Genomic DNA, 23264 nt, shown 5'->3' with positions numbered 1-23264 from the left:
TTGTCATGTCAGAGGCCCTGGGCGCCGCGCAAACCGGTCGCTGCAGCCCGCGCGGCTGTCTACCGTCGCCGACGTGAACGAGCAGATCCTCCTCGCCGCGGTCGAGGCCGCCTTCGCGGAGACCGCGGCGGCGCTCCCTGGCTGGCCCGACCCGCACCCGGGCGCAGGGTCACCGGCGGAGGAGGAGTACTCCCGATGCCTGGACCCGGGCAAGTACCGGATCCTCACCGCCCGAGCCGAGGCCTGGACGCGCGCCCTGACCGAGCTGGATCTGGCCACGGTGGAGCCGCTCGACCCTGCCGACACCCCGGCGGCCTGGCTCAAGGGCCTGCCCTACGACGTCTCCCCCACCCGTGCGCACTGGCTCCGCCCGCACCGCGCCGGGGCCCAGCCGCTGCTGATCAGCTACCGCGGCTTCGACGGGTGGGACGACAACATCGTCGCCGTCAGCACCGGGCAGCCGGCCGTCCTGTTGACCAGCCTGCCTTCGTGCGGGTGCGACGCCTGCGACGACGGCTCCAGTCCAGAGCTCGAGCTGCTCGACGCCGCCGTCGTGGACGTCGTCAACGGCCAGGTCGTCCACGTGGTGACCCCCCACGGGGAGGTCATCGGCCACGAGAGCGGCTGGGAAGCCGACGGCGTCGGCAGCCCCGAGGAGGTCGAGCGGGTCCTCGACGACGCCCGGGCCGACCGCTCACCCCACCGCGTCACGCGCGGGCGGCCGTGGTGGTGAGGAGGAGGACGCGTCAGCCGAGCAGGTCCGCGTGGTGGATCGCCACGACGTTCGGGTGGGCCCGCAGCCGGTAGCGCAGCGCGTTGTCGCCGTAGGTCTCGAGGATCGGGCTGTTCGTCGGGTCCAGCGACAGCTCTCCGGTCTCGCCCCGCAGCTCCTCGGCCAGCTCGAGCTGCGGCATCCGCGCGTCCAGGGCCGGGTTGAAGAAGAACGGGATCGACATCCGGTCGCTGCCCTTGCGCGGCGAGATCACCCGGTGCAGCGTCGCCCGCAGGTAGCCCTGCGTCGCCAGCTCGAGCATCTCGCCGATGTTCACGACGAAGGCGCCCGGGACGGCGGGGGCGTCGATCCACTGCCCGTGGTGCTCGACCTGCAGGCCGCCCTTGCCGGGCTCGACGAGCAGCAGGGTGAGGACGCCCCCGTCGCGGTGCTGGCCGACGCCCTGCACCGGGTCGGGGTCCGACTCCCCCGGGTAGCGGACGATCTTGGTGAGGTTGAAGGGCCGGGTGGCGAAGGCGTCGTCGAAGCTGTCCGCCGGCGCGCCCAGCGAGGCGGCCATGGCCCGCAGCAGCCGCAGCGCGACCCCGCTGAGCAGGTCGTTCCAGCGGTCGACGGTCGCCTTCATCTCCGGCAGCTCCTGCGGCCACAGGTTCGGCCCCTCGAGGCGCCAGTAGTTCGCGACCCCGTCCCCGGTCGGCACGGTGTCGCGCTCGACGCCCACGTCGATCTGCTCGCGCCAGTCCACGTCCCCGGCGGTCAGCTCCCCGCCGACGCGGGTGTAGCCGCGGAACTGGGGGCTGTGCACGTTCTCGATCGCGAGCTTCTGCTCCTCGGGCAGGGCGAAGAAGCGCCGCGAGACGTCCAGCAGGTCGTCCGTCAGCTCACCCGGCACCCCGTGCCCGGTGAGGTAGAAGAAGCCCACCTCGTGCATGACGGTGCGCAGCTCGTCCCGGAACGCGGCCGCCTCCTCGGGTCCCGCGTCCAGGCGCGAGAGGTCGAGGACGGGCAGCGTCGTCAGCATCGCGCCGGACGAAGCCGGTGCAGCAGTCGTGTCGGTCACGGCGTCATGGTGCACCTCCCCGCGGGCGTCCGGAGCGACGGGCCACCCCGTTCGGCCGAGCGAAGTGCTTGAAGGTGCACATTTGCGCTGGTGGCCGCCGTGCTGTAGCCAGACCCTGTGAAGACATCGCGATTCGTGCTCGACGTGGCGACCGGGCTCCTGGCGGGCTGGGTCGGCGTGCAGGCGAAGGGCAAGGCCGAGTCCACGCTGCAGGGCTGGGGCGAGAAGGTCTTCCCGCCCGCCCCCGGCCAGAAGGAGCTGCCCGGCGCCGACCCGACGGGCCACGGCGAACGCATGCCCCCCTCGGTGTTGTACCGCCGGCTGGTCGACTGGCGCGGCGGCGACGGGGACGCCCTCGAGGGCGACGACCTCGAGGCCGGCGCCGTCTGGTTCCACCGCGCCCTCGCCTACGGCTACCCCGTCGCCTACTCGGTGCTGTCGCGGCGGATCCCCTTCGCCCGGGCGGGCGCGGGCACCCTCGGCGGCGCCGCGCTGTTCGGCGCGTTCCACGGCGCGGTCCTTCCGGTGACGGGAGTGCAGGCGTCTCTGTCAGAACTTCCCAAGGCGTGGTGGGTCTGGGAGGGCGGGTCGCACCTGGTGTTCGGCGTGGCCGTGGACCTGGTCGTCGGGACGGTCCGCCGCGTCACCGGGTAGTTCCGGCGGCGTCACATAAGTCCCAGGCGTAACACAGGCGTGACACGTCGGACGCACAGGTGACCTTCGGCGCCCCTAGCTTCCGAGGCGACACCCCGTCGTCCTCGGAGGCCCCGTGCCCGTCTCGTCCCGCGTCCGCCGCCGCTCCGCCGCGCTGCTGGCCGCCACCGCTCTCTGCCTCGCCCCCACGTTCGCCCCCGCGAGCGCCGCCCCCACCCCGCACGACGAACTCCCCCAAGTCATCGGGCTTGACGTCACCACCGAGGTCGAGATGCTCGACGCGGGGAAGACGACCTCGGTGGACCTGGTGAGCGCCTACCTCGACCGCATCGAGGCCTACGACGACGCCTACGCCGACCAGCCTGGCCTCAAGGCCGTCGTCACCGTCAGCCCCACCGCGCTGGCGAACGCCCGCCTGCTCGACGCCGAACGCGAGGCCGGCATCTCCCGCGGTCCCCTGCACGGGGTTCCGGTGCTGGTGAAGGACAACTACGCGACCTACGACATGCCGACGTCCGCGGGCAGCGTAGCGCTGGCCGACTACCAGACCGCGCACGACTCCACCGCCGTCGCGCGGTTGCGCGCCGCCGGCGCGATCATCATCGGCAAGACGAACATGGCCGAGTTCGCCTGGCACGGCACCTACTCGCTGTCCTCGGTGCGCGGGCGCACCGCGAACCCGTACAACCAGGAGTACAGCGCCTCGGGTTCCAGCGGCGGCACCGGTGCGGCGATCGCCGCCAGCTTCGCAGCCGCCGGCCTCGGCACCGACTCCTGCGGTTCCATCATCGGGCCGAGCGCCCACCAGAGCCTCGTCGGCTACCGCCCGACGATGGGCCTGACCAGCGTCGCGGGCATCGTCCCGCTGTCGGTGCGCCAGGACGTGTCCGGCCCGATGACCACGACGGTCGAGGACGCCGCCCTGCTCGGCAGCGTGCTCGCCGGGGTGGACCCCGCCGACCCGCAGACCGCGATCGCTTCCGAGCAGGACCCGTCGACGTTCGTCCCCGGCCTCAGCGACACCGCCCTGCAGGGCAAGCGGATCGGCTCCTTCCACTGGGACTACTCCACGGCCATCCCGGAGGGTCCGCGCCCCGGCACCGACGAGGTGACGAAGATCGTCGACCAGGCCGTCGACGACCTCGCCGACCAGGGCGCAGAGATCGTCGACGTGCCATTCACCCGCGAGTTCGTCCAGCAGCAGCTGGCCAGCGGTGGCTGGATCGACATGCGCTCCAGCGTCGACGCGTTCTTCGCCTCCACCAAGGCCGAGTGGCCCGCGGGTCTCGCCGAGCTCACCGCCCCCGCCGACGAGCTGACGTTCTCCGACGTCGTCGCAGACGGCCGCTCTTCCCTCGACAAGGAGACCCTCGACTCCTGGCTCGCGCTGGCCGACGTCCCCAACCCCGACTACGACAAGGCCGTCGCCGCGCAGGAGGCCGGCAAGAAGGCGGTGGACGCGTTCTTCGAGCAGTACGACCTCGACGCCCTCGCCATGCCCACCAGCGAGGCGCCGGCGAACGAGGACTGGGCGGGTACGACGTTCTGCGACGTCGGCGCCAACACCGGCATCCCGTCGATCTCCCTGCCCGCGGGGTTCACCGCCGCGGGCCTGCCCGTCGGACTGGAGCTCGCCGCCCCCCGCTCCACGGACGCGACCCTGCTCGCGATGGCCTACGACTACGAGCAGGCCACCGACCACCGCCTGCCCCCGGCCAGCACCCCCGAACTGCCGCGCAACGGCGTCATCCCCAAGTCGGTGATCGCCACGGGCCCGGCCCGCGAGGAAGGCTGACCGTCTGAGCGGAACGGCCGGCGCCCGCACCGTACGGGGCGCCGGCCGTTCTGTCGCGACAGCGTTCGGACGTCATGCGTAGCAGGGCTCACCGTGACCCGCACCGCAGGAGGGCGCTGACGTCTCGGTGGGGGTGACGAGGCCAGCCGCGGTCGAGAGGACGGCGCCGTCCAGGGAAGGCACCACGCTGCGGATGCAGGATGTAGGTACATCCGGCTGCTGCAGAGACCCATGACTGCAACGGCAGCACCGCGTCAACTCGTCGAGCTCGCTCGTGCAGTGGACGGGCGCTGTGCAACATGCGTCGCTCGCTGCATACCTCGTCCGCTACTTACCTCGTCCGCTACTTACCTCGTCCGCTACTTACGCCTTGCGCGAGGCGCTCGGCGCTCGCCGCTCGGCGCTCGGCGCTCGGCGCTCGGCGCGGGACGCTCGCGGCATTGCGGTGAGCGCCTCTGATATGGACGAGCGAGTGGCAGGGGTCCTTCATCTGCGCTTGGCAATCTTCACAACGTCGTCACTCGCGACGACGAGCGGCGCGTCGTCGACGCGATCGCCTTGCCACGCCGGCCGGGCGCGCCGCAGCGCTGAGCGACCGCGCTGCTCCTCCGCGAGGCGTGTCAGCAGCTGCATGAGGACCGGGACGCGCTCTCCGTACAGCGCGGTCGCCACTCCCGCGGCGAGCGACTGGGTCGTGAAGGTCCACAGTGGTGCTGCGAGGATCTCCGCCGGTAAAGCCGCCACCAGCTGCTCCCAAAGATGTTCGACCAGTACGCAGCCGCTTAGCCCTTCCGATGAGCAGCTGGCTACTAACGCCGGTCTCCCAGGAAGTTGCGTCAGCCCTTGACCGCGCCCGCGGTCAGTCCCTGCACGATCCACCGGCTCGCCACGGCGAACAGCAGCATGGTGGGGACGACGGTGAGGACGGCCGCGGCAGCCATGGGGCCCCACTCGACGTTGAAGCTCGAGATGAACCCGTTGATGGCCGTGGGGATCGTCTGGTTCTCCGTCGAGTTGATCAGCGTCACCGACAGGAACAGCTCGTTCCAGCAGTTGACGAAGTTGAAGATGAAGGAGGCGATGATGCCCGGCATCATGACGGGGACGATGACGCGGAACAGCGCCCCCAGCCGCGAGCACCCGTCGATCATGGCCGCCTCCTCCAGCGCGTCGGGCACGTTGGCGAAGAAGCCGCGCAGCATGACGGTGCAGAAGGGGATGCAGATCCCGATGTAGACGAGGATCAGGCCGAGCCGGCTGTCGACCAGGCCGAGCTTCGTCATCATGAGGTACAGGGGCCCGAGGGCGATGAAGGACGGCACCATCTGCGTGACGAAGAAGGCCGCGAGCAGCACCCCCTTGCTGCGGAACTCGAAGCGGGCCAGCACGTAGCCCGACAGGAGCGAGATCAGCGTGGCGACCGTGGCGCCCACCAGGGAGACCAGCAGGCTGTTGGCGACGAAGACGCCGAAGTCCGACTGGGCGAACAGCCCCGCGTAGTTCTCCAGCGTCAGAGCCGTCGGCCAGTACGTCAGCGGCTGGCTGAAGATGTCGCCGGGCGCCTTGAGCGACGTCACCGTGATCCAGTACAGCGGGAACAGCGTGATGACGAGCCACAGGCCCAGGAAGGCGACGCGCGTCACGCGCGCCGGGACGGTCTCGCGGAAGATCACCGCTTCACCCCTCTCTCCCGCAGCGCGAGGAGGTAGAACACCGAGAACATCAGCAGCACGACCAGGACCATGAGGCCGATGGCCGCGGCCACGCCGTAGTCCCCGCGCTGGGTCACCTGGATCAGCCACGTCGTGACGATGTGGGTCTTGTCCGCCGGGCCGCCGCCCGTCATCCCGTAGATGATGTCGGGGAAGTTGAAGATCCAGATGACGCGCAGGAGCACCGTCACGGTGAGCGTGATGCGGATGTAGGGCACGACGATCTGCAGCAGCGTGCGGGTCCGGCCCGCCCCGTCGAGAGCGGCCGCTTCGAGGATCTCGTCGGGCACCGACTGCAGCGCGGCGAGGATCATGATGGCGAAGAACGTCACGCCGTACCAGATGTTGGCGATGAGCACGGCGACCATGGCGGTGCTGGGCTGCGCCAGCCACGGGACGGGACTGTCGATGAGCCCGACCTTCTCGAGCAGGTCGTTGACGACGCCGAACTCGCCGTTGAACATCCAGCGGAAGAGGATGCCGATGAGGAACCCCGACACGGCCCAGGGGTAGAAGATCAGCGCCTGGTAGAGGCCGCGGAAGCGGAAGTGCCGCCGCAGCCAGAGCGCGATCGCGAAGCCGATGACGAACTGCGGAACGAGCGAGCCGACGACCCAGATGACGGTGTTGCGCAGCACGCCGGGCAGCACCGGGTCGTGCAGGACGGTGCGGAAGTTGTCGAGGCCGACCCAGGACGCGTCGGTGAAGTTCGACAGGTTCCAGTCGCGGAACGCCATCTGCGCACCCGTCAGCAACGGGTAGTAGGTGAAGATGCCGACGAACACGGCGGCCGGGGCCAGGAAGGCCAGGATCGTGAGCGCGCGGCGCCCGGTGAAGGCCCGCCGGGGAGCGGCCCCCCGCCCGCTGCCGGGCCGCGGCCCGGCAGCGGGACGGCGGGCGATGGTCTCCGGGGTCGTCACGCGGCCGCCCACTTCTCCACCCAGTAGGCGTCCCAGCCGGCCAGCAGCTCGGCCGGGGTCATGTCTCCGGTGATGACGCGCTGGACGTCGCCGTCGGCCTTCTGGGTCCACTCGGTCCACCAGTCGACGTTGCGGGGCTGGATGACGGAGAGGTAGGTGTCGGGGGCGTTCGTCATGGTGACGTAGCTGGCCCACGGCCCCTCGGAGTAGTAGGGGTCGGACGCGGCGCTGGTGAGGATCGGGACGAGGCTGTTCTCCTTGGTGAAGGTCGTGGATGCCTCGCCCGAGGACAGGAACTCGATGAGCTTGGTCGCCTCGGCCGCGTGCTCCGTCGAGGCCGACATGCCCCAGCCGGCGGTGGCGACGGGCTGAGCCGCCTTGCCCGTCGGCCCCACGAGCAGCGGCGCGGTGCCCCACTGGTCGGGCTTGATGGCCGTGGACTGCCCGACGGTGGCGATGACCTCGGGGTCCTGCAGCAGGAACGCCGTGGAGCCGTTGGAGAAGCCCTCGACCATCTCGGGGTAGCCCCACGCCACGGAGGACGGCGGGGACGCCTTCTCGAACAGGTCGAAGTACGTCTGCGCGGCGGTGAGCGCCTCGGGTGCGGCGAAGATGCTCTTGCCGTCGGTCGTCTTGAACGCGTTGGCCTTGTCGAGGTCGTCGGCGACGTAGGCCTCGATGGCCGTGACCAGGTTGCCGTTGCCGTTGGTGCCGCCGCGGAAGGCGTACCCGTAGGTCCCGGCGTCGGGGTCCTGGATGGCCGAGGCCTGCTGGAGCAGCTCGTCCCAGCTGGCCGGCGGGCCGGCGAACCCGGCCTTCTCCACGAGGTCCTTCCGGTAGAACAGGCTGAGGCCGTAGAACCCGTACGGGATGTACCAGGTGCCGTCCTCGCCCTGGGCGTAGTCGACCGCCTGCTGGGTCATGTCCGCCCAGCCGGCCCAGCCCTTCAGGTCCGGGGCGAGGTCGCGCAGCCAGCCGTTGGCGGTGAACGGGCCGACGGTCGTGTCGCGGACCTCGAGGACGTCGATGCCCTTCTTCGACTGCAGCATCTGCTGGATCTTCTGGTCCGCCGAGTTCGTGGGCGGCGAGATGAGGTCGACGGTGGTGCCGGGGTTGGCGGCCTCGAAGTCCTCGATCAGCCCCTTCAGGACGGCGGTGCGGGCGGGGTTGGTCAGGCTCTCGACCATCTTCAGCTCGACCCCGTCGTCGGAGGAGCCGGCGGAGCTTCCGCAGCTGGTGACGAGCAGGGCCGTCACGAGCCCGGCGCCCAGCAGTCTCAGTGTCTTCGTCACAGAACGTCCTTCGTGTCGTGGTGGGGGCGAGGGGAGAGAAGTCAGGCGCGGGAGGCCCAGCCGGCGAGGACGGGGACGCACCGTTCGGCGAAGTCCTCGTAGTCGTCGGGGGTGTTGTAGGCGTGAGCGGACAGCCGCAGGTAGCCCACGCCGTCGAAGGAGGTGAACGCACCCTCGACCCCGAGTTCGGTGAGGACCCTGTCCCGCAGCGCGTTGCCGCCGCCGGGGCCCAGGCACAGGGGCGCGGGCAGCCGCACGAGGCGCATCGGCCCGACGGTCATGCCGACGTCGACCCGGTGGTCCTCGCCGGTGAGGGCTGTGAACGCGTCGGCGATCACGGCGGCGCCGTAGCTCGCCAGGCGGTCGCTGTGCTCGCGCACGACGTCCCAGCCCCAGAGGTCCTCGACGAGGTCGAGGGAGTCGGGGGCTGCCAGCCAGCTCGTGGTGTCCAGCGTGCCCTGCTCGTCGAAGCGGGCCGGGAACGGCTTCGGCGCGCCCCACGAGTCGATCAGCGGGTTCATCTCCCCGACGAGGGGTCCGCGCGCGACGAGGACGCCGGCACCGCGCGGGGCGCACCCGTACTTGTGCAGGTTGCCGACCCAGACGTCGCAGTCGACGCCCTCGAGGGGGTCGGCGACCATCGCGGGGTAGTGCGCGCCGTCCACGAGGAAGGGGATCTCCCGTGCGCGGGCGGCGGTACCGATCTCGGCGACGGGCATGCGGCGCGCGGTGGGCGAGGTCACGTGGTCGACGACGACGAGCCCGGTCCGGTCGGAGAACTCGGCGATGACCGCAGCCGCCGCCTCCTCGGGCCCCGCGGACAGCGGGACGCGTGCGACGCGGACCGTTCCGCCCCACCGGCGGGCCAGCCGCTCCGCGCCCATCGTCACCGCGCCGTAGCCGTGGTCGGTGACGACGATCTCGCAGCCCGCCCGCACGGGGATGCACGTGAAGGCCACGCTGGCCCCGCCGCTGGCGTTGGGCACGAAGGCCAGGTCGTCCGCGGCGACCCCCAGGTGCGGGGCGACCCGGGCGCGGGCCTCAGCGTGGCGCGCGGGGAGGCCGACGTACCAGCGCAGCGGGGAGGCCTCCATCTCCGCACGCAGGCGGGCCTGTCCCTCGATCACCTCGGAGGGCACGGCGCCGAAGGACCCGTGGTTGAGGTGGCGCAGGGCAGGGTCCGAGGGCCAGGCCGCCGCGGCCGGGCGGCCGTCGGGCAGCAGCAGGGGCGGCGGCGCGACCGGGGCCACGGCAACGTCGAGCTGGGTCATCGGTGGAGCACTCCTCGTCCTCGGCTGTGAGCACACCGTAGACAATTCGTCCGATGACTTGGGTTACGTTCGTGTTTCGATTCGCGGATCCACCCGTCTCGTGCCCAGTAGGTCAGATGAGTTGTCCCGGTGCCCTACGGTGGGCAGCGACCCGACGGGAGGCACGAGATCGAGTGAGCGCTGTCGACGACGCCTTCCACGGACTCCGCCGGATGATCAGCACCGGACGGCTGGGCGCCGGCCGGAAGTTCCCGGCCGAGGCCGAGCTGTGCGACGAGCTCGGGGTCTCCCGGGGTTCGCTGCGCGAGGCCGTGCGCATGCTGGCGGCGCTGGGCGTGGTGGAGTCCCGCCACGGTTCCGGCGTCTACGTCACGGCGCTGCGTCCGGAGGAGCTCATCGGCTCGCTGCGGCTGACGGTGGACCTGCTCCCGCTGTCCGGGCTGCTGGAGATGTACGAGGTGCGCCGGGTGCTGGAGGCGCACGCCGCGAGCCAGGCCGCCGCCCGCGTCGACGACGAGCTCCGCACCGAGCTGCTCGCTCTGTGCGCGGCCATGGAGGCGACCGACGACGTCGAGGAGGCGGCCACCCTCGACGCGCTCTTCCACACCCGGATCGCTCGGGCCGGTGGGAGTCCCACCCTGGTGGCGTTCCTGGACGTCCTGCGGACGCGATCCCGCTCGTACCAGATGTTCGGCATGCCGGACGGTCCGACGATCATGCGCACGTCCAACGCGGCGCACCGCACCATCGCCGACGCCATCGTCGGGCGGGACCCTGCCGCCGCAGCCACCGCCGCCGGCGCCCACGTCGCCCAGACCGAGGCGTGGTTGCGGCACTACCGCCCCGGGCCCACCACTTGAACTCGCCGGAGACGTACGGAGTTCGCCATCGCTACGGGTCAGCGGGCGGGGCGTCGCGGCACGGGTCGTGCCGGCGGTTCGACGGCGGTGTCACCCGCCGGTGAGGCCAGCGACCGCTCGAAACCGGTGATGAGGTCGATGAGCCCGTCGACCTCGAAGGCGCGGTTGCGCCGCCCGGCCGTGGTCTGTCGCAGCACGCCGGCACTGTGTAGACGGTCGACGGCCTCGTTGACGGCCTGGGTCGAGCGGCCGGTGAGCGTCACCAGCTGGGCGACCGTGAACACCGGGGTCTGCGGCAGCACCTCGTCGAGCAGCTGCGCCGCCGTCGATCCCCCGCGGACCGTCCCGGTCGCCTCGCGCCAGCGCCCCTGCAGGGCGGCGAGCCCGTCGGTCAGTCCCGACACCCGCTCGCAGGCCTCGGTCGTGGCGGCGGCGAAGGTCGCGATCCAGCGGGCCGGCCCGTCGTGCCCCTCGGTGCGGAAGCTCTCGAGCCCGGCGATGTAGTCCTGGCTGCGGGTGGCCAGCACGAGGCTGACCGGCGGGACGTGGTGTGGGCTCAACCCGCGGCGGGTGAGCGCGACGTGGATGAGCGCGCGGCCGGTGCGCCCATTGCCGTCGGCGAAGGGGTGGATGGTCTCGAACTGCGCGTGGGCGAGGGCGGCCTGCACCACGGGCGGGTGGAGGTCGGACTCCAGGTACTCGACCAGGTCCGTCAGCAGCTCGGGAACCTCGTCGGGTGGCGGCGGCACGAAGTCTGCAGCGCACGGGTTGTAGCTCGATCCACCGATCCAGTTCTGCCGATCGCGGTAGTTGCCCGCCCACGAGGCGTCGCGCGTCCCGGCCAGGAGGGCGCGGTGGATGTCGCTGATCGCGTCGAGGTCGAGGCGTGGTCGCCGGGCGACGTCGTCGACCGCAGCACGCATCGCGTCGATGTTGCCGAGGACCTCCGCCGCTCCGACGTCGTGGGTGGAGCCGTCGGCGGCCCGGGCAGCGTCCGCCCGCGCCAGTCGCCGGCCGCCGATCTCCAGACCTTCGATGCGCGACGAGGCCACCGCCTCGGCCCGGAGGAGGAGCCGGGCGATCGCCTCGTAGCCGCGGAAGGGCAGCCCCGACGCGTTGAGCTGGAGGACCGCGCGTTCAGCGTCGGAGACGTCGGCGGCGACGTCCGCAGGGAGCAGGACCTCTCGGCCCACCAACGGATCCGGCACGTAGGCGTCGTAGCGACAAGGGCGGCGGTGCCGTCGCGGCAGGCCGCTGACGTCCCCGGGGTCGGGGCTCCAGACGGCGCTGACAAGGCGAGACACCCGACAAGCATATTCAAGGTTCCGACGGAAAGCTGATCACGAGGCCGATTCCTTTCGTCATCGCCGCCGCAGGATCGGTCGACGACGGCTCCCCACGCCCAGCCCGTCAAGATGGTCGTGCCAGGAGGCCGCTGCCTCCAACGATCTGGAGGAGTTCTCTCGGTGACCGACACGACGCCCAGCGACGCGGTGCCGGCCACGGGCCGCGAGCAGCCGGACACCGCATCGGCACCGGCGTCGCTGGCCGAGGCCGTCCTCGCCGAGGTGACCCGGGCACCGTCGTCCACCGCGCGCGAGATCGGCCTCGGGCTGGCCGGCACCCCGTGGGCTGCGGACAAGACGCAGATCAACAAGGTCCTGTACGCCGGCGAGGGCGCCTCCTTCGTCAGGGACGACGCCACCCGCCCCCGGTGGTCGGCGGCCGACGGCGATGGGCAAGCCACATCTGCGGCGAGTCGCCGACACCGCCAGCAGGACGCCCGCGCCGCGGGCGATGAGGCGCCGTCGACGGCGATGGAGGAACTGCTCGCCTCGTTGGAGCAGCAGACGGTGGCGCCCCGACCTCCCGTCGAACGCATGTCGGCCGTGGCGGTCCCGGCATCCTGGGGCCTGCCGCTGCACCCGTGGCAGGACGAGGCGATGCGCGGTTGGTACGCCAACGGCTGCCGGGGAATCGTCGAGGCCGTCACGGGCTCAGGCAAGACACACCTCGGCCTGGCAGCCGCCGCTCGGGCTACGGCGGACGGCATGACCACCACCGTCCTCGTCCCGTCGGTGGAGCTGCAGCGCCAGTGGCTGCACCGTTTCGCGACCCACCTCCCCCACCTGTCGGTCGCCGCGGTCGGCGGTGAGGAGAAGGGCGACGCCGCCCGCGCCGACGTGGTCGTCGCGGTCGTCAACAGCGCCGCCCGTCGCTCGCTGCTGCGGGGCACCGGTGGCGACCTGCTCGTCGCCGACGAGGTGCACCGCTACGGCGCCGGCACCTGGTCATCGGCCCTGCGCGACGGGTACACGCGCCGCCTCGGCATGACCGCGACCCTGGAACGCAGCGACGACGCGGTGGACTCGCACATCCGCCCGTACTTCGGCAACACGGTGTGCGAGTACACGTTCGAGCGAGCCCTCCGCGACCAGGTCGTGTCTCCGTTCCGGCTGGTGCTCGCCCCCGTGGGGATGACCGACGAGGAGCGCGTGGAGTACGACACGCTCAGCTCCCGGGTCAGCGACAGCCTGCGCAAGCTGCGGAGCATGGGTGCGCTCGGGGGGACGTCAGGCATCTCGCTGAACCAGCGGCTCCGGCAGCTCGCCGGCGTCGGGGGCGTCGTGGGGCGCGCGGCTCAGACCGCCGAGACCGCCATGCGCGCCCGCCGCCGGCTCCTCGCGGAGCTGGTGGGCAAGGTCGACGCGGTCGGCGAGATGGCGCCGCTCATCGACGCCTCCGAGGGCACCGTCGTCTTCACCCAGACGAAGGACAGCGCCGAAGCCGTGGCGCACCGCCTTCGAGAGCATGGCGTTGCCGCTGCGGCACTGCACGCCGACATGGACCGGCGGGAGCGTCAGGACAACCTCGACGCCCTGGAGAGCCAGCGCCTCCTCGCGCTCGCCGCACCCAAGCTCCTCGACGAGGGGATCGACCTGCCCACCGTGGACCTCGGCATCGTCACGACGGCCAGCCGCAGCCGGCGGCAGATGATCCAACGCCTGGGGCGCGTGGTCCGCCGCAAGCCCGGAGGTCGCGTGGTCACCTTCGTCATCCTCTTCGCGGCGGGCACGGTCGAGGACCCGAGCGACGGCGCGCACGAGGGCTTCTTCGACATGGTCGTGGGCGTGGCCGAGGACGTCCAGCGCTTGGACAATGAGTGGCAGTAAGAGATTTCTTCAGCATCTGACCCTGCGCTTCCCGCGGGCGACACCGCCGCTCGGCGGCGTGCTCACTCTCTGCGGCAGAAGCACAAGCGCCGGAAGCGAGAGGCAAACAGCACCCACTGACTCGCGACGAAATAGAGGCCGGCGCTCCTTGCAGCACCTGCAGCCCTAAGAAGCATCAACGCGCACAGCGATTAACGGCCCACCACGATCGAGGGTGTACTCAAAGTCGGAACCCGCCATTCTCGACTACACCCTAGATCGTGATGAGCCGGTTTCGACCGTAGAGGACCGGTCGGTCGGGACGCGTACGCGGTTGGCCCACCGTGCTCGCCACGTCACGGTGAAGGGCCCGGGCCTTCCTGTAACAGGCGGACAAGGGGGTGATGGTGAGCTGTTCAGTCGGCGTCGCCCGATCCCCGCTGGCGGCGGGCGACAAGGTTAGGGCATGGCTTGTGGGCCGACTGTTCGCCAGCTCGAGCGCCTGAACGCTGAGGGTCTCGTGCCGAAGCCCTTCCACTTAGGTCGCCAGCTCGCCGAAGTCCGCCCGGAGGCTCTCCACGTCGTCCTGCAGCTCGCTTTCCAATCCGTATTGGTAGCTCACCATACGCACGCTCGTCCCCTCGGTACGGTTGTAGAAATACGTGGTGAACTGAGCGCTGCTCGGGGCGGCACGCAGCTGTATGAAGTGTCCAAGGCGCAGCGGCGATTGCGATCCATCCCGAACAAGGTAGAGCTCATCGTCGAACATGTGCTCACCCACGGTAAAATCGCGAGTTGCAAAAGGCGTCCGAGTCCCGACCGCAACCTCGGCCGTCTGTACGAGGCCGTCACGACGGCGCTTGGCGCTGCCGGGGCGGACCAGCACAAGCTGGGACCAGACGTTCCCGAGGAGCCCGCGGAGCTCTCTGAGGTCCGAGACGAGCGAGTCGACCTGAGTCCTCAGCGCCTGCTCCGAGGTGTAGCCCGTGTGGCCGGACCATCGGTTGCGCTTGCCGTTCAGCTCGTTGAACTTCTTGACGACCTCCTTGGAGATCAGCCGCTCGATACCGGCGCGCCCGAGATCGGCGAACGCGCGGCGGACACGGGCCACGTCGTCGGCGTCTCCGTTCTCGAGCGCGCTGCGCAGGTTCTTCGACGTCTTCTCGACGATGACCACCCAGGTGCCGAACGACGCCCGCTCGATGCTCAAATGGTTCTCTTTCAGGGTCTGGCGGATCGCGATATCGGTCTCGCTACCGCTTCCCGGATCGCTGCGGCTCGCCGAGAGCAATACCGTCGCATGGAAGGTCACGATCGCCTCCCAGGCGTGGAGGTAGGCTCGCTGCTGCTCCGTCACCGAATGGGCGGACTCTGCGGTCCACAGCGCCGATGCGATCGGGTAAGGCAGCTGGTCTAGCCATACGGTCAGCGAGTCGTCGAAGGCACCCGCTATCTTGCTCACGACGTCGTCGGCGTTCTCCGGGGCAGACCAGATGGTGGCTCGCTGAGTGCTCAGCTCCGTCTGGAAAGAACCGAGTCGCTCGTCCGCCGACGCGAGCGCGAGCTGGACGCCGAGATCCGGGACCGGCACGAGGAGCTCGTCGGCCCACCTCATGAGTGAGAGAGCGTCCGACCGCAGCGCCCGTATATTGTGGCCGGAGCTCCCGTTGTCGATTGCTCGGAGCCGGCTGGTGACGCCCTGCTCGGAGTTGAGCCATGCGGCCAGAAAGGGCGGGTAGACCGAGTCGTCGTCGAGCTGAACCGACAGGACACGTCCGCCGGCGTTCGTCTCGGATAGGTCGGTGGCGGCTCTGCCAGTCCAGGTCGTCGGGACGAAGAGCTGGCGTGCGCCATGTGCGTCCGCGGAATCTGTCACGGCCTCGGGTTCCCGGGCGAGGAGATCGCTCAAGCGCCGGGTTGGCCAGCCCTTCGCGGCCATGTCTCGAAGCACTTCGCGCGAGTCGTCGCCAAAGACGCGACTGGGATCGAGATCGAGGATCTCGCGCGGCTCCTCGTCCAACACGACGCTGGGGTTTGGGCCGTAGCGGGTCTCCAGGAAGTGGCCGTCGACCGCCGTGTCGTTGTAGGTGGTGACGCGCCACGTGAGCTGACGTTCCTGGCTCGTGCTGCGCGACAGCCGTGCGTCCCGGCGCGTGAACTGGCGGGTGCTGATAGTGCGATTGCGGGGGCCCGACTTCTTTGTCCTCAGCCCGGAGTCGAGCTCGTGGAACGCCTCGACCGGGATCGACCTGCGGCGGTGCTCGGTGGTGAACAACGTCTGCAGGTCCGCGATCATCGCTTTGCCCTTACCGACGTCCTCGGCTCTGGTGGAGAACGTCAGAAGGTACAGGGGGATCTCGGTGTTCGGCGCGAGACCATCGGGAAGGCGGGTGACCGACTCCAGCAGGCCGGCCTCGACTATCCTTCGCCTGACCTCTGCGGTTACGCCGCTGGAGCTGAGCGCGCCCGGGTTCACCAGTGCCGCTACACGTCCTCCGCCCTGCTCCACCGAGCGCAGCTTTTCGAGCGCCAAGGAGATGAACAGCCAGGTGCTGTCGGAGCGCTGAGGAAGACCGAACCCGAACTCGCCGTTGGATTGCCTTCTTTCCACTGCTGCAGCCGAGTGCCGCCAGTCCATTCCCCAGGGCGCGTCGACGATCACTAGATCGGCACTGAAGTCGTCAAACGCGTCGTGCGTCAACGTGTCCGCGTGGGCGATCTCGGCGTCGCGGAGCCCCTCGAACCGACGAAGGCTTGCGGACACGGCGGCTTCGTTGATGTCCTGGCCGCGGTAGCGGACTTCTACCCCCGACGACTGCAGCGCATCGACCAGGAGGCGTCCAGCGAATCCCAGTCCGGCCGCAGGATCCCAGACGTCGACGGTCGTTAGACTCGGATCGAGGCGGCTGAGGCAGCCGACGGCAAGGGCCCGCGCCAAGGACAGGCTCGTCGCGTGCGCCAGGCCGACCGGACCGCGGTCCTTGTCGGAGTACGGCACCAAGTTGGAGTCCTGGAGCACCGCGCTGATCGCCGGATGCGGAGCGTCCTTTGCCATCGCCCTACTCACTCTCGTCGGAAGAAGCGGCGTCGGCATCCGTCGCATAGACCGTCCGCACCCGGCGCGACTGGTACAGGTACTGGCCGATGAGCCTGATGAACTCGTCGGCTCGCTCATTCTCGCCAGTCAGCGCGCCGGTGAGCTTGCCGAACGCTCCCTCGTTCAGGACAGCGGCGTCAGTCAGCGTCTCGCGCAGTTCAGGCGAAGCCAGGAACTGGTCGACGGCGTTGTGGTCGATCTGGGCGGCGATGCGCTGGTCCTCCTCGGCCATTCCTGCTGCAGCGATTACGAAACCCTCGATCTGCGGGTCGGCGAACTCCGCGCCGAACAGCGAGTTGATCCGGGCGACGATTTCGGACAGCAGCTCCTGCTGCGGGTCGGGGTGGGAGATACCGGACCCGACGCCGGTGATGTCAGACAGGCCCGGCGTGTCTTGGTCGCCGGAGAGGCCGATGCGGGCTTTGCCCTGGTCGATCTGGCGGACGCGGCGCAGCTCGAGCCCAGAGACGTCGGCGTCCGGGCCCAGGTCATCGGACGGGAGCAGCCGCGCGAGCTGCCTCAGGAACTCGGCCAGTTTTTCCAAGTCGCTGGTTCCGTAGTCGACGACCTGCGACATGAAGTCGTACAGCCGCACGTAAGAGCCACAGTCCTTGCGGAAGGTGCGCAGCTCGTCGAGGGCCTGACTGTCCTGGCCTTCTGCGGCCTCGGCCCACCTACTCGCGAACTCGTCGCGGGCAGGGGTCACCGCGGCGGCCAGCGCGGCGTGGGACTGCGTCGGCGTCCACCACGCCTTCGCGTAGCGCTCGACGTCGTCCGGGGTGTAGATCCGCGCCTGGGCGAGCTTGGTAGCGAGCCGGTGGACCAGGTTTGGGTCGGTCTCAGTCTCGACGTGGGCCTCGAGGTAGTAGGTGAGGAACGCCTCGCGGACCTCGGCTGGATCGTTGACGAAGTCCAGGACGAACGTGCGGTCTTTGAACTCGCCCGACGGGGCTCGGTACGTGCGGTTCAGCCGCGACAGCGTCTGCACCGCGTGCACGTCCGGGAGCTTCTTGTCTACGTACATCGCGCACAGCAGCGGCTGGTCGAAGCCGGTCTGGAACTTGTCGGCGACGAGCATCAGCCGGTACCCGGGCCGACGGAACTCCCGCGCGAGGTCGGAGCCGAGTCCTGGGTTCATCGACGCCTCGGTGACGTCGATCAAGCCGTACTCGTCGTCGCTGATCTTGTCGGAGAAGGCGACGATCGACTGGTATCCGTAGCCCTTCTGCGCGAGGTACTTGTCGACCTCGACTTTGTACCGGACCGCGGCCTGCCGGGAGTCGGTGACAATCATCGCCTTGGCGTGGCCGTCGAGGAGCTGGGCAACGTTCGCGCGGAAGTGCTCGACGATGATCTCGACCTTCTGGCCGATGTTCGTCGAGTGCAGCTTTGCGAACCGCATGATCTTGCGGGCCGCGATCTTCGGATCCACCAAGCGGTCGCCGTCGTCGACGATGCTTGTCACCACGCCATCCTGGCTGCGCTGCTCGATCTCGAACGCGGTCTTGTACGTCTGGTAGCCGCGTAGCACGTCGAGGATGAAGCCCTCCTCAATCGCCTGCCGCATCGGGTAGACGTCGAATGAGACCGGCTTCCCGTTGTCGGCCTCGCGGCCGAACAGCATCTTTGTCTTGGTCTTCGGTGTTGCCGTGAACGCCAAGAACGATATGTTTCGAGCGCCGGCCCGGGCTGCCGTCTCAGCGACGATCTGAGCCTCGCGCGCGTCGTGGGCCTCGACGATCTCATTGACGACGTCCTGGGAGTCGACGTCCTCGTCGGTGGCGATCAGGCCGTCCTCGGTGAGAACCTTCTTCAGATCGGCGGCGGTCTTGCCAGACTGGGACGTGTGCGCCTCGTCGATGATCACAGCGAAGTGCTTATCGCCAAGCGTTGTCTCCAGCAGGCCCTTGACGTAGGGGAACGTCTGGATCGTCACGACGATGACCAGCGCTGGGCCGGTCAGCGCATCCAGCAGCGCGCGCGACTTCGATCCGCCGGAGCGACGCACGGCCGCGGAGTCGATCACGGCGACGGTGCCGACGGTGTCGTCGACCTGCTCGACGGCCTGCTGCAGCTGGGCGTCCAGGACGCGGCGGTCGGAGACAATGAGGACCTTATCGAAGACCTTCTCGTTCGCGCTGTCGTGGAGCCGCGCAAGCCGGTGCGCCGTCCACGCGATCGTGTTGGTCTTGCCCGACCCAGCAGAGTGCTCGATCAGGTAGCGCTCGCCCGGCTTCTCCTCGGCGATCGTCGCGACGAGCTTCTTCACCGCGCGCCACTGGTGGTAACGCGGGAACACCAGCGTCGCCGACCGCTTGAGCCTCCCGGTGGCAGGGTCCTCGTCGGCCTCGGTCTTCAAGAACACCTGCGAGCCTAGGATGGCCAGCCAGTTGTCGCGCCACAGGAGCTGCTCCCACAGGTAGGACGTGGCGGCTCCGCCCGGGTTATGCGGGTTGCCAGCAGCACCGGTGTCGTCGTGGCCGCGGTTGAACGGCAGGAAGTAGGTCTTTTCACCCGCGAGCTTCGTCGTCATGTGCACCTGGTCGTCGTCGACGGCAAAGTGCACCAGCGCGCGGGCGCCGAAGCCGAGTAGCGGCTGCCCCGCCGGGTGCCGGTCGTTCCGGTACTGGCTGACGGCGGTGCGCCACTCCTGCTTGAAGAACGACTTAAGTTCGATCGTTGCCACTGGCAGCCCGTTGACGAAGAGCACCAGATCGATCGACCGGGAGTCCCCGCGCTTCGAAGAGAAGTGCACCTGACGGACAACGCGAAGGCGGACCTTGTGGTAGTTATCGGTGACGTCCTTGTTGAGCGTGGTCGCCGGCCTAAACTGGCACATCCGCAGGTGTGCGGTCGCGCCGCGGGTGTGGGAAAATTTCCGGCGCAACACGTTTAAGGTGCCTCCGCCCGAGCTCATCGGCGTGTCCAGGCGTGACACCAGCGACGTCAGCAGCGCCTCGCGGTCGACCTGTTCAGCGCCCGTGCCGACGCGCACAACCTTCGCGTATTCGTCGGGCTGCGTCTCACTCAGCCACCAGTGCACGTCCTCGGGCCAGATCGCCCGCTTGGCGTCGTAGCCGTCGTCCGTCTTGCTGTACTCCCAGCCGTGCGCGGCGAGGTACTCGGCGATCTCAGTTTCGAACGCCTCCTCGCGGGTGCCATCGGGTGCCACCATGATTCAGCTCGCCTTCCGTGCATTGCGTACGTTGATCCGCCCCGTCACCGCCGCCGTGATCAGCGCCGAGCGCCGCTCTTTGGCGAGGGCGATGTGCTCTTCGGCCTTGGCAATCAGGGCGTCGATGCGGGAGCTCTGCTCGTGGTACTCGGCGACGAACGACTTCTGGAGCTCCGTCGGCGGGAGCACCAGCGGGACGCGCGCGAAGGTTCCCCAGTTCCGGAAATCGACGCTCCGCTGTCTCGTGCTTGGGGCCTGGGTGGCGAGGAAGCCAGACGTGCCCATGTACCGGATGAGGAGTGCGAGGTACTCGGCGTCGTCGTCGTACCGGGGCGAGCAGACGTGGTAAACCGGTGAGCATTGACCATCGCTGTCTGAAATGCCGACTGCGCCAGCGAAGCCGTCAAGGGCGTGGAACACGATGTCCCCCGGCATGACGCCTTGGTAGCCCGCCTCCGCCTCTGACATTGTGTAACCGTCGGCTCGCCGGTTGGCGCGCAGCGTGACGACTCCGTCGCGGTAGGCAGTCACGACGCCCGAACTTGGAAAGGGAGCCCGCTTCAGGGATATCAGCGCCTGACGAACGGTCGCCGTACGCTTGCCCTCGGTCCGTTGGAATTCGGCATCAGCAATTGCGTCTCGCCGCTCCCGAAGAAGTCCGGTGAACTCCTCCTGCTTCGCGACGAGTACGTCGATCTGCGCCGTCTCGTGGTCCAGGTAGTCGGCGATCGCGTGCTGCTCATCCGGCGGCGGAAGCGGGATTGTGACTTTGTTGAGGTCGGTGCTACGAATGCCGACGCGAGTCACACCCGCAGCCGTGACACCCCACTGGCGTGCGATGGGCTCGGAGTCGAGCGCCCAGTATAGAAATTTGGGAATGACCCGCCGTGCGTTGGGCCGGACGACCGCCAAGTGGTACCCGCAGATGAGGTCGTCGGCTTCGTACTCGACAAAGGCAGGAACGCCGATGTCGTCAGCTGTCTCGGAGTCCTTGGTGATGAGGGTGTCTCCGACTCGGATACGGAACCTTCGGATCTGTCCCCTCGTGGCGGTGGCGGCCATGAAGTCGATCGAGTCGACGATAGAATTGTTCTTATAGACGTCCACGTAGTTGCAGAGCCTGACTGCTGGCTCGCTGTCCACAGTGTGCTTGTCGACGTTGCTCGTCCAGGCGGCCGCGACCTCGAACAGGCGAGCGCCTGTCCACCCCGCAGGAAGGTCACCGAGCCACTTGTGGACACGCTCCGCGACAGCGTCTACCACCTCGACTGTCACGCCTCCACCTCCCGAAGCAGGGTCATGATTTCGCCAACGACCCGCTCGAGGTCGTCGTCAATTTCCTCGAGCGGCCGGGGCGGCTCGTAGGTGTAGAAATGCCGCGTGAACGGGATCTCGTAGCCGGTCTTCGTCTTCGACCAGTCGATCCAGGCGTCGTCGACGTGCGGTTTCACCTCGGCGTCGAAGTAGGCCTGCACGGTCTCCTCGAGGGCCTCATGCGCCTTCGAGTGGCCGCCCCAGCCGAACGGAACGTTCTCGGTGTCGCGCAGCGCCGGGTCGGGTTCAGGCTCACCCTTGTGGGCACGCGAACTGTCCAGGCAGATGTCGGCGAATTTGTCATGCACGCCGATGGTCTGCCAGAGCGTTTTCCGCTGTGCGGTGGTCAGACTGACGCCCTGGTCGCCGAGGTGCTTGCCGAGCTCCTTGTTGAACTTTTCCCGATTCAGGTGAGGCTCGTCCCCGAACGTCTCCAGCGCTTCGGTCAGGCCCGTGATCTTGCCAAGCGTCTTGTGCTCGGCCACAGCGCTGATCGTCTCGGGCGTGCACTGGAAGCGCAGCTGGAGGGGCCGCTCGACAGTGACGGTCCAGTAGGCGAAGTCCCGGTTGGCGAAGACCTTTGCCGGTACCTGAGCCTCGTCGCCTTCACTCTGCGTCCCGCTGAACGCTCGCACAACAGCTTCGCGATTCGTCTCGGTGATCTCGACCCGCTTGGAGCCAATCGCCTTGCGCAGCTTCGAGCCCAAGCCTGTTGCGTCAATGAGCTGCACGGTGCCCTTGCGCTCGTCGACCTTAGCGTTCGACAGCACCCACAGGTAGGTGGCGATTCCTGTGTTGTAGAACATGTCGTTCGGCAGGGCGACGATGGCCTCGATGAGGTCGTTCTCGAGCATGTGACTGCGGATGTCCGACGGCCCAGAGCCTGCGCCTCCGTTGAACAGCGGTGAGCCGTTAAGGACGATCCCCGCCTTGCCGCCGCGGCCACTCTCGTCCTTGTCGCGCATCTTCGACGCGACGTGGAGGAGGAACAGCATTGCCGCGTCGCCGACGGCCGGGAGCCCCGGAGCGAAGCGCCCATGCCCGCCGCGCCCGTGCTCGTCCTTCACATTTGACTCGACGGCCTTCCAGTCCGTCCCAAACGGAGGATTGGACAGCACGTAGTCGAAGCGTCTGTCGCCGAAGCAGTCGACGACGAGCGTGTCGCCCTGCCGGACGTTCGAGGGGTCCTGGCCCTTGATGAGCAGGTCAGCCTTGCATATCGCGTAGGTGCGCGGGTTGATCTCCTGCCCGAAAAGGGCCGTGGACGCGTCCGGGTTGAGCCTGTGCAGGTGCTCGTCGGCGACGGTAAGCATGCCGCCGGTGCCGGCCGTGGGGTCGTAGATGGACCGCACTGTGCCGCGGCCGCGCAGCGCCTCGGTGTCCTCGGCGTACACGAGGTCGACCAAGAGTCGCACGACATCGCGGGGCGTGTAGAACTGACCCGCACCGTCGTTGGCGGACTCGGCGAACCGATAAATTAGGTTCTCGAACAGGTCGCCCATGTCGGCGTTGGAGACATCGTCGGGAGACAGCGGAATCGTCGCGAAGTGGCGGGTCACCTGGGCGAGCCGGTCGCGGTCGGCGAGCGTGCGGATCACGTTCTCGAAGCCGAAGGACTTGAACACGTCTAAGTTCGCGGAAAACCCGCCAACGTAGTCGATGAGGTTCTCTACCAGGTTATCCGGATCCTGCAGTGCCTTCTCCAGCGTGTAGGCGCTCGTCGTCCAGAACGACAGCCCCGTGCTGTCCTCGCTGCGGGTGGCGATCTTTAGATGCGTGCGCCGCTGCTGCTCGCCGGGGTACATCCCAACGATCTTGGCTATCGCCTCGCGGTGCGGTTTCATCACGCACTCGAGGCGGCGCAGCACCGTGAAGGGCAGGATCACCGATCCGTACTCGGCCTCGGCGTAGGGACCGCGCAGCGTGTCGGCGACGCTCCACACGAAACTTGAAAGGACTGACACGGTTGGTGATTCTCCAGATTGGATCGGCGCGAAACATGCTGGCGAGACCGGCGATTCCTGAGTGTTCCAAGATTACCCACGGGCGCCGGCGAAGTAGGCGGAGTCGCGCGACCGGATCGACCAGACCGGGGACGACGGGCGAAATCCGCTATCTGCCCTGTAGGCGCGTGGGCGTTCCGGTCATGGCTCAACCTCCCTGGCGGAGTTGGGTAGGGCGGGGCTCGTGATGACAGGGCGTTCCCGGCGGCGTGCTGGACGGGCCAAG

16 protein-coding genes are annotated in these 23264 nt (G+C 68.8%); 5 read left to right on the top strand and 11 right to left on the bottom strand.

The window, feature by feature from the left end:
- The first annotated feature begins 73 nt into the window (after positions 1-73).
- Positions 74-733 (top strand): DUF6226 family protein, encoded by a 660-nt coding sequence (locus F1544_RS03305; RefSeq protein ID WP_167582070.1) that lies wholly within the window; start codon positions 74-76, stop codon positions 731-733.
- Positions 734-746: 13 nt separating this feature from the next.
- On the opposite strand, the gene F1544_RS03300 is transcribed toward F1544_RS03305, so the two are convergent.
- Positions 747-1754 carry an isopenicillin N synthase family dioxygenase gene (locus tag F1544_RS03300; protein ID WP_167582271.1) on the bottom strand — a complete coding sequence of 336 codons (1008 nt, stop codon included), beginning with the start codon at positions 1752-1754 and terminating at the stop codon, positions 747-749.
- Positions 1755-1910: 156 nt separating this feature from the next.
- Between F1544_RS03300 and F1544_RS03295 the strand changes: the two genes are divergently transcribed.
- Positions 1911-2447, top strand: coding sequence for a hypothetical protein (locus F1544_RS03295; RefSeq protein ID WP_167582068.1), 537 nt, complete (start codon positions 1911-1913; stop codon positions 2445-2447).
- 115 nt (positions 2448-2562) lie between these two features.
- Positions 2563-4242, top strand: a complete 1680-nt coding sequence (locus tag F1544_RS03290) for an amidase (RefSeq protein WP_167582066.1) — start codon at positions 2563-2565, stop codon at positions 4240-4242.
- A 486-nt stretch (positions 4243-4728) separates the two neighbouring features.
- Here F1544_RS03290 and F1544_RS03285 read toward each other — a convergent pair whose 3' ends face one another.
- The 5 genes from F1544_RS03285 to F1544_RS03265 all read right to left on the bottom strand — a co-directional run bounded on the left by F1544_RS03285 (position 4729) and on the right by F1544_RS03265 (position 9437).
- Positions 4729-4986, bottom strand: a complete 258-nt coding sequence (locus F1544_RS03285; RefSeq protein WP_167582064.1) for a hypothetical protein — start codon at positions 4984-4986, stop codon at positions 4729-4731.
- 92 nt (positions 4987-5078) lie between these two features.
- Positions 5079-5915: a carbohydrate ABC transporter permease gene (locus F1544_RS23905; protein WP_167582062.1), complete on the bottom strand. Its 837-nt coding sequence runs from the start codon at positions 5913-5915 to the stop codon at positions 5079-5081.
- The gene (locus F1544_RS03275; RefSeq protein ID WP_167582060.1) at positions 5912-6874 is read right to left on the bottom strand and encodes a carbohydrate ABC transporter permease; all 963 of its coding nucleotides are present in this window, start codon (positions 6872-6874) and stop codon (positions 5912-5914) included. The genes F1544_RS23905 and F1544_RS03275 overlap by 4 nt, the downstream gene beginning before the upstream one ends.
- Positions 6871-8166, bottom strand: coding sequence for an ABC transporter substrate-binding protein (locus F1544_RS03270; protein ID WP_208971226.1), 1296 nt, complete (start codon positions 8164-8166; stop codon positions 6871-6873). The genes F1544_RS03275 and F1544_RS03270 overlap by 4 nt, the downstream gene beginning before the upstream one ends.
- A gap of 41 nt (positions 8167-8207) precedes the next feature.
- Positions 8208-9437, bottom strand: a complete 1230-nt coding sequence (locus tag F1544_RS03265) for an aminotransferase class V-fold PLP-dependent enzyme (RefSeq protein WP_167582058.1) — start codon at positions 9435-9437, stop codon at positions 8208-8210.
- A gap of 173 nt (positions 9438-9610) precedes the next feature.
- On the opposite strand from F1544_RS03265, the gene F1544_RS03260 reads away from it, so the two are divergent.
- Positions 9611-10297: a FadR/GntR family transcriptional regulator gene (locus tag F1544_RS03260; protein WP_167582056.1), complete on the top strand. Its 687-nt coding sequence runs from the start codon at positions 9611-9613 to the stop codon at positions 10295-10297.
- A 38-nt stretch (positions 10298-10335) separates the two neighbouring features.
- On the opposite strand, the gene F1544_RS03255 is transcribed toward F1544_RS03260, so the two are convergent.
- Positions 10336-11505 carry a Fic family protein gene (locus F1544_RS03255; protein WP_208971225.1) on the bottom strand — a complete coding sequence of 390 codons (1170 nt, stop codon included), beginning with the start codon at positions 11503-11505 and terminating at the stop codon, positions 10336-10338.
- 258 nt (positions 11506-11763) lie between these two features.
- Here F1544_RS03255 and F1544_RS03250 point away from each other — a divergent pair, with 258 nt between their 5' ends.
- Entirely contained in the window at positions 11764-13470 is a 1707-nt protein-coding gene (locus F1544_RS03250; protein ID WP_167582052.1) for a DEAD/DEAH box helicase, read from the top strand.
- A gap of 517 nt (positions 13471-13987) precedes the next feature.
- Here F1544_RS03250 and F1544_RS03245 read toward each other — a convergent pair.
- The 4 genes from F1544_RS03245 to F1544_RS03230 are packed head-to-tail and all read right to left on the bottom strand — an operon-like array spanning position 13988 to position 22999.
- Positions 13988-16504, bottom strand: coding sequence for an N-6 DNA methylase (locus tag F1544_RS03245; RefSeq protein WP_167582050.1), 2517 nt, complete (start codon positions 16502-16504; stop codon positions 13988-13990).
- Positions 16505-16508: 4 nt separating this feature from the next.
- Entirely contained in the window at positions 16509-19721 is a 3213-nt protein-coding gene (locus tag F1544_RS03240; RefSeq protein ID WP_167582048.1) for a type I restriction endonuclease subunit R, read from the bottom strand.
- A gap of 3 nt (positions 19722-19724) precedes the next feature.
- Positions 19725-20996 carry a restriction endonuclease subunit S gene (locus F1544_RS03235; RefSeq protein ID WP_167582046.1) on the bottom strand — a complete coding sequence of 424 codons (1272 nt, stop codon included), beginning with the start codon at positions 20994-20996 and terminating at the stop codon, positions 19725-19727.
- Positions 20993-22999: a type I restriction-modification system subunit M gene (locus F1544_RS03230; RefSeq protein WP_167582044.1), complete on the bottom strand. Its 2007-nt coding sequence runs from the start codon at positions 22997-22999 to the stop codon at positions 20993-20995. Before F1544_RS03230 ends, F1544_RS03235 begins: the two co-directional genes overlap by 4 nt.
- Between the last annotated feature and the right edge of the window lie 265 nt (positions 23000-23264).

Source organism: Kineococcus rubinsiae, from assembly GCF_011839805.1.
Taxonomy (GTDB): Bacteria; Actinomycetota; Actinomycetes; order Actinomycetales; family Kineococcaceae; genus Kineococcus; species Kineococcus rubinsiae.
The sequence above is the reverse complement of the archived record's forward strand: the minus strand, read 5'-3'. Positions and strand labels throughout refer to the sequence as shown.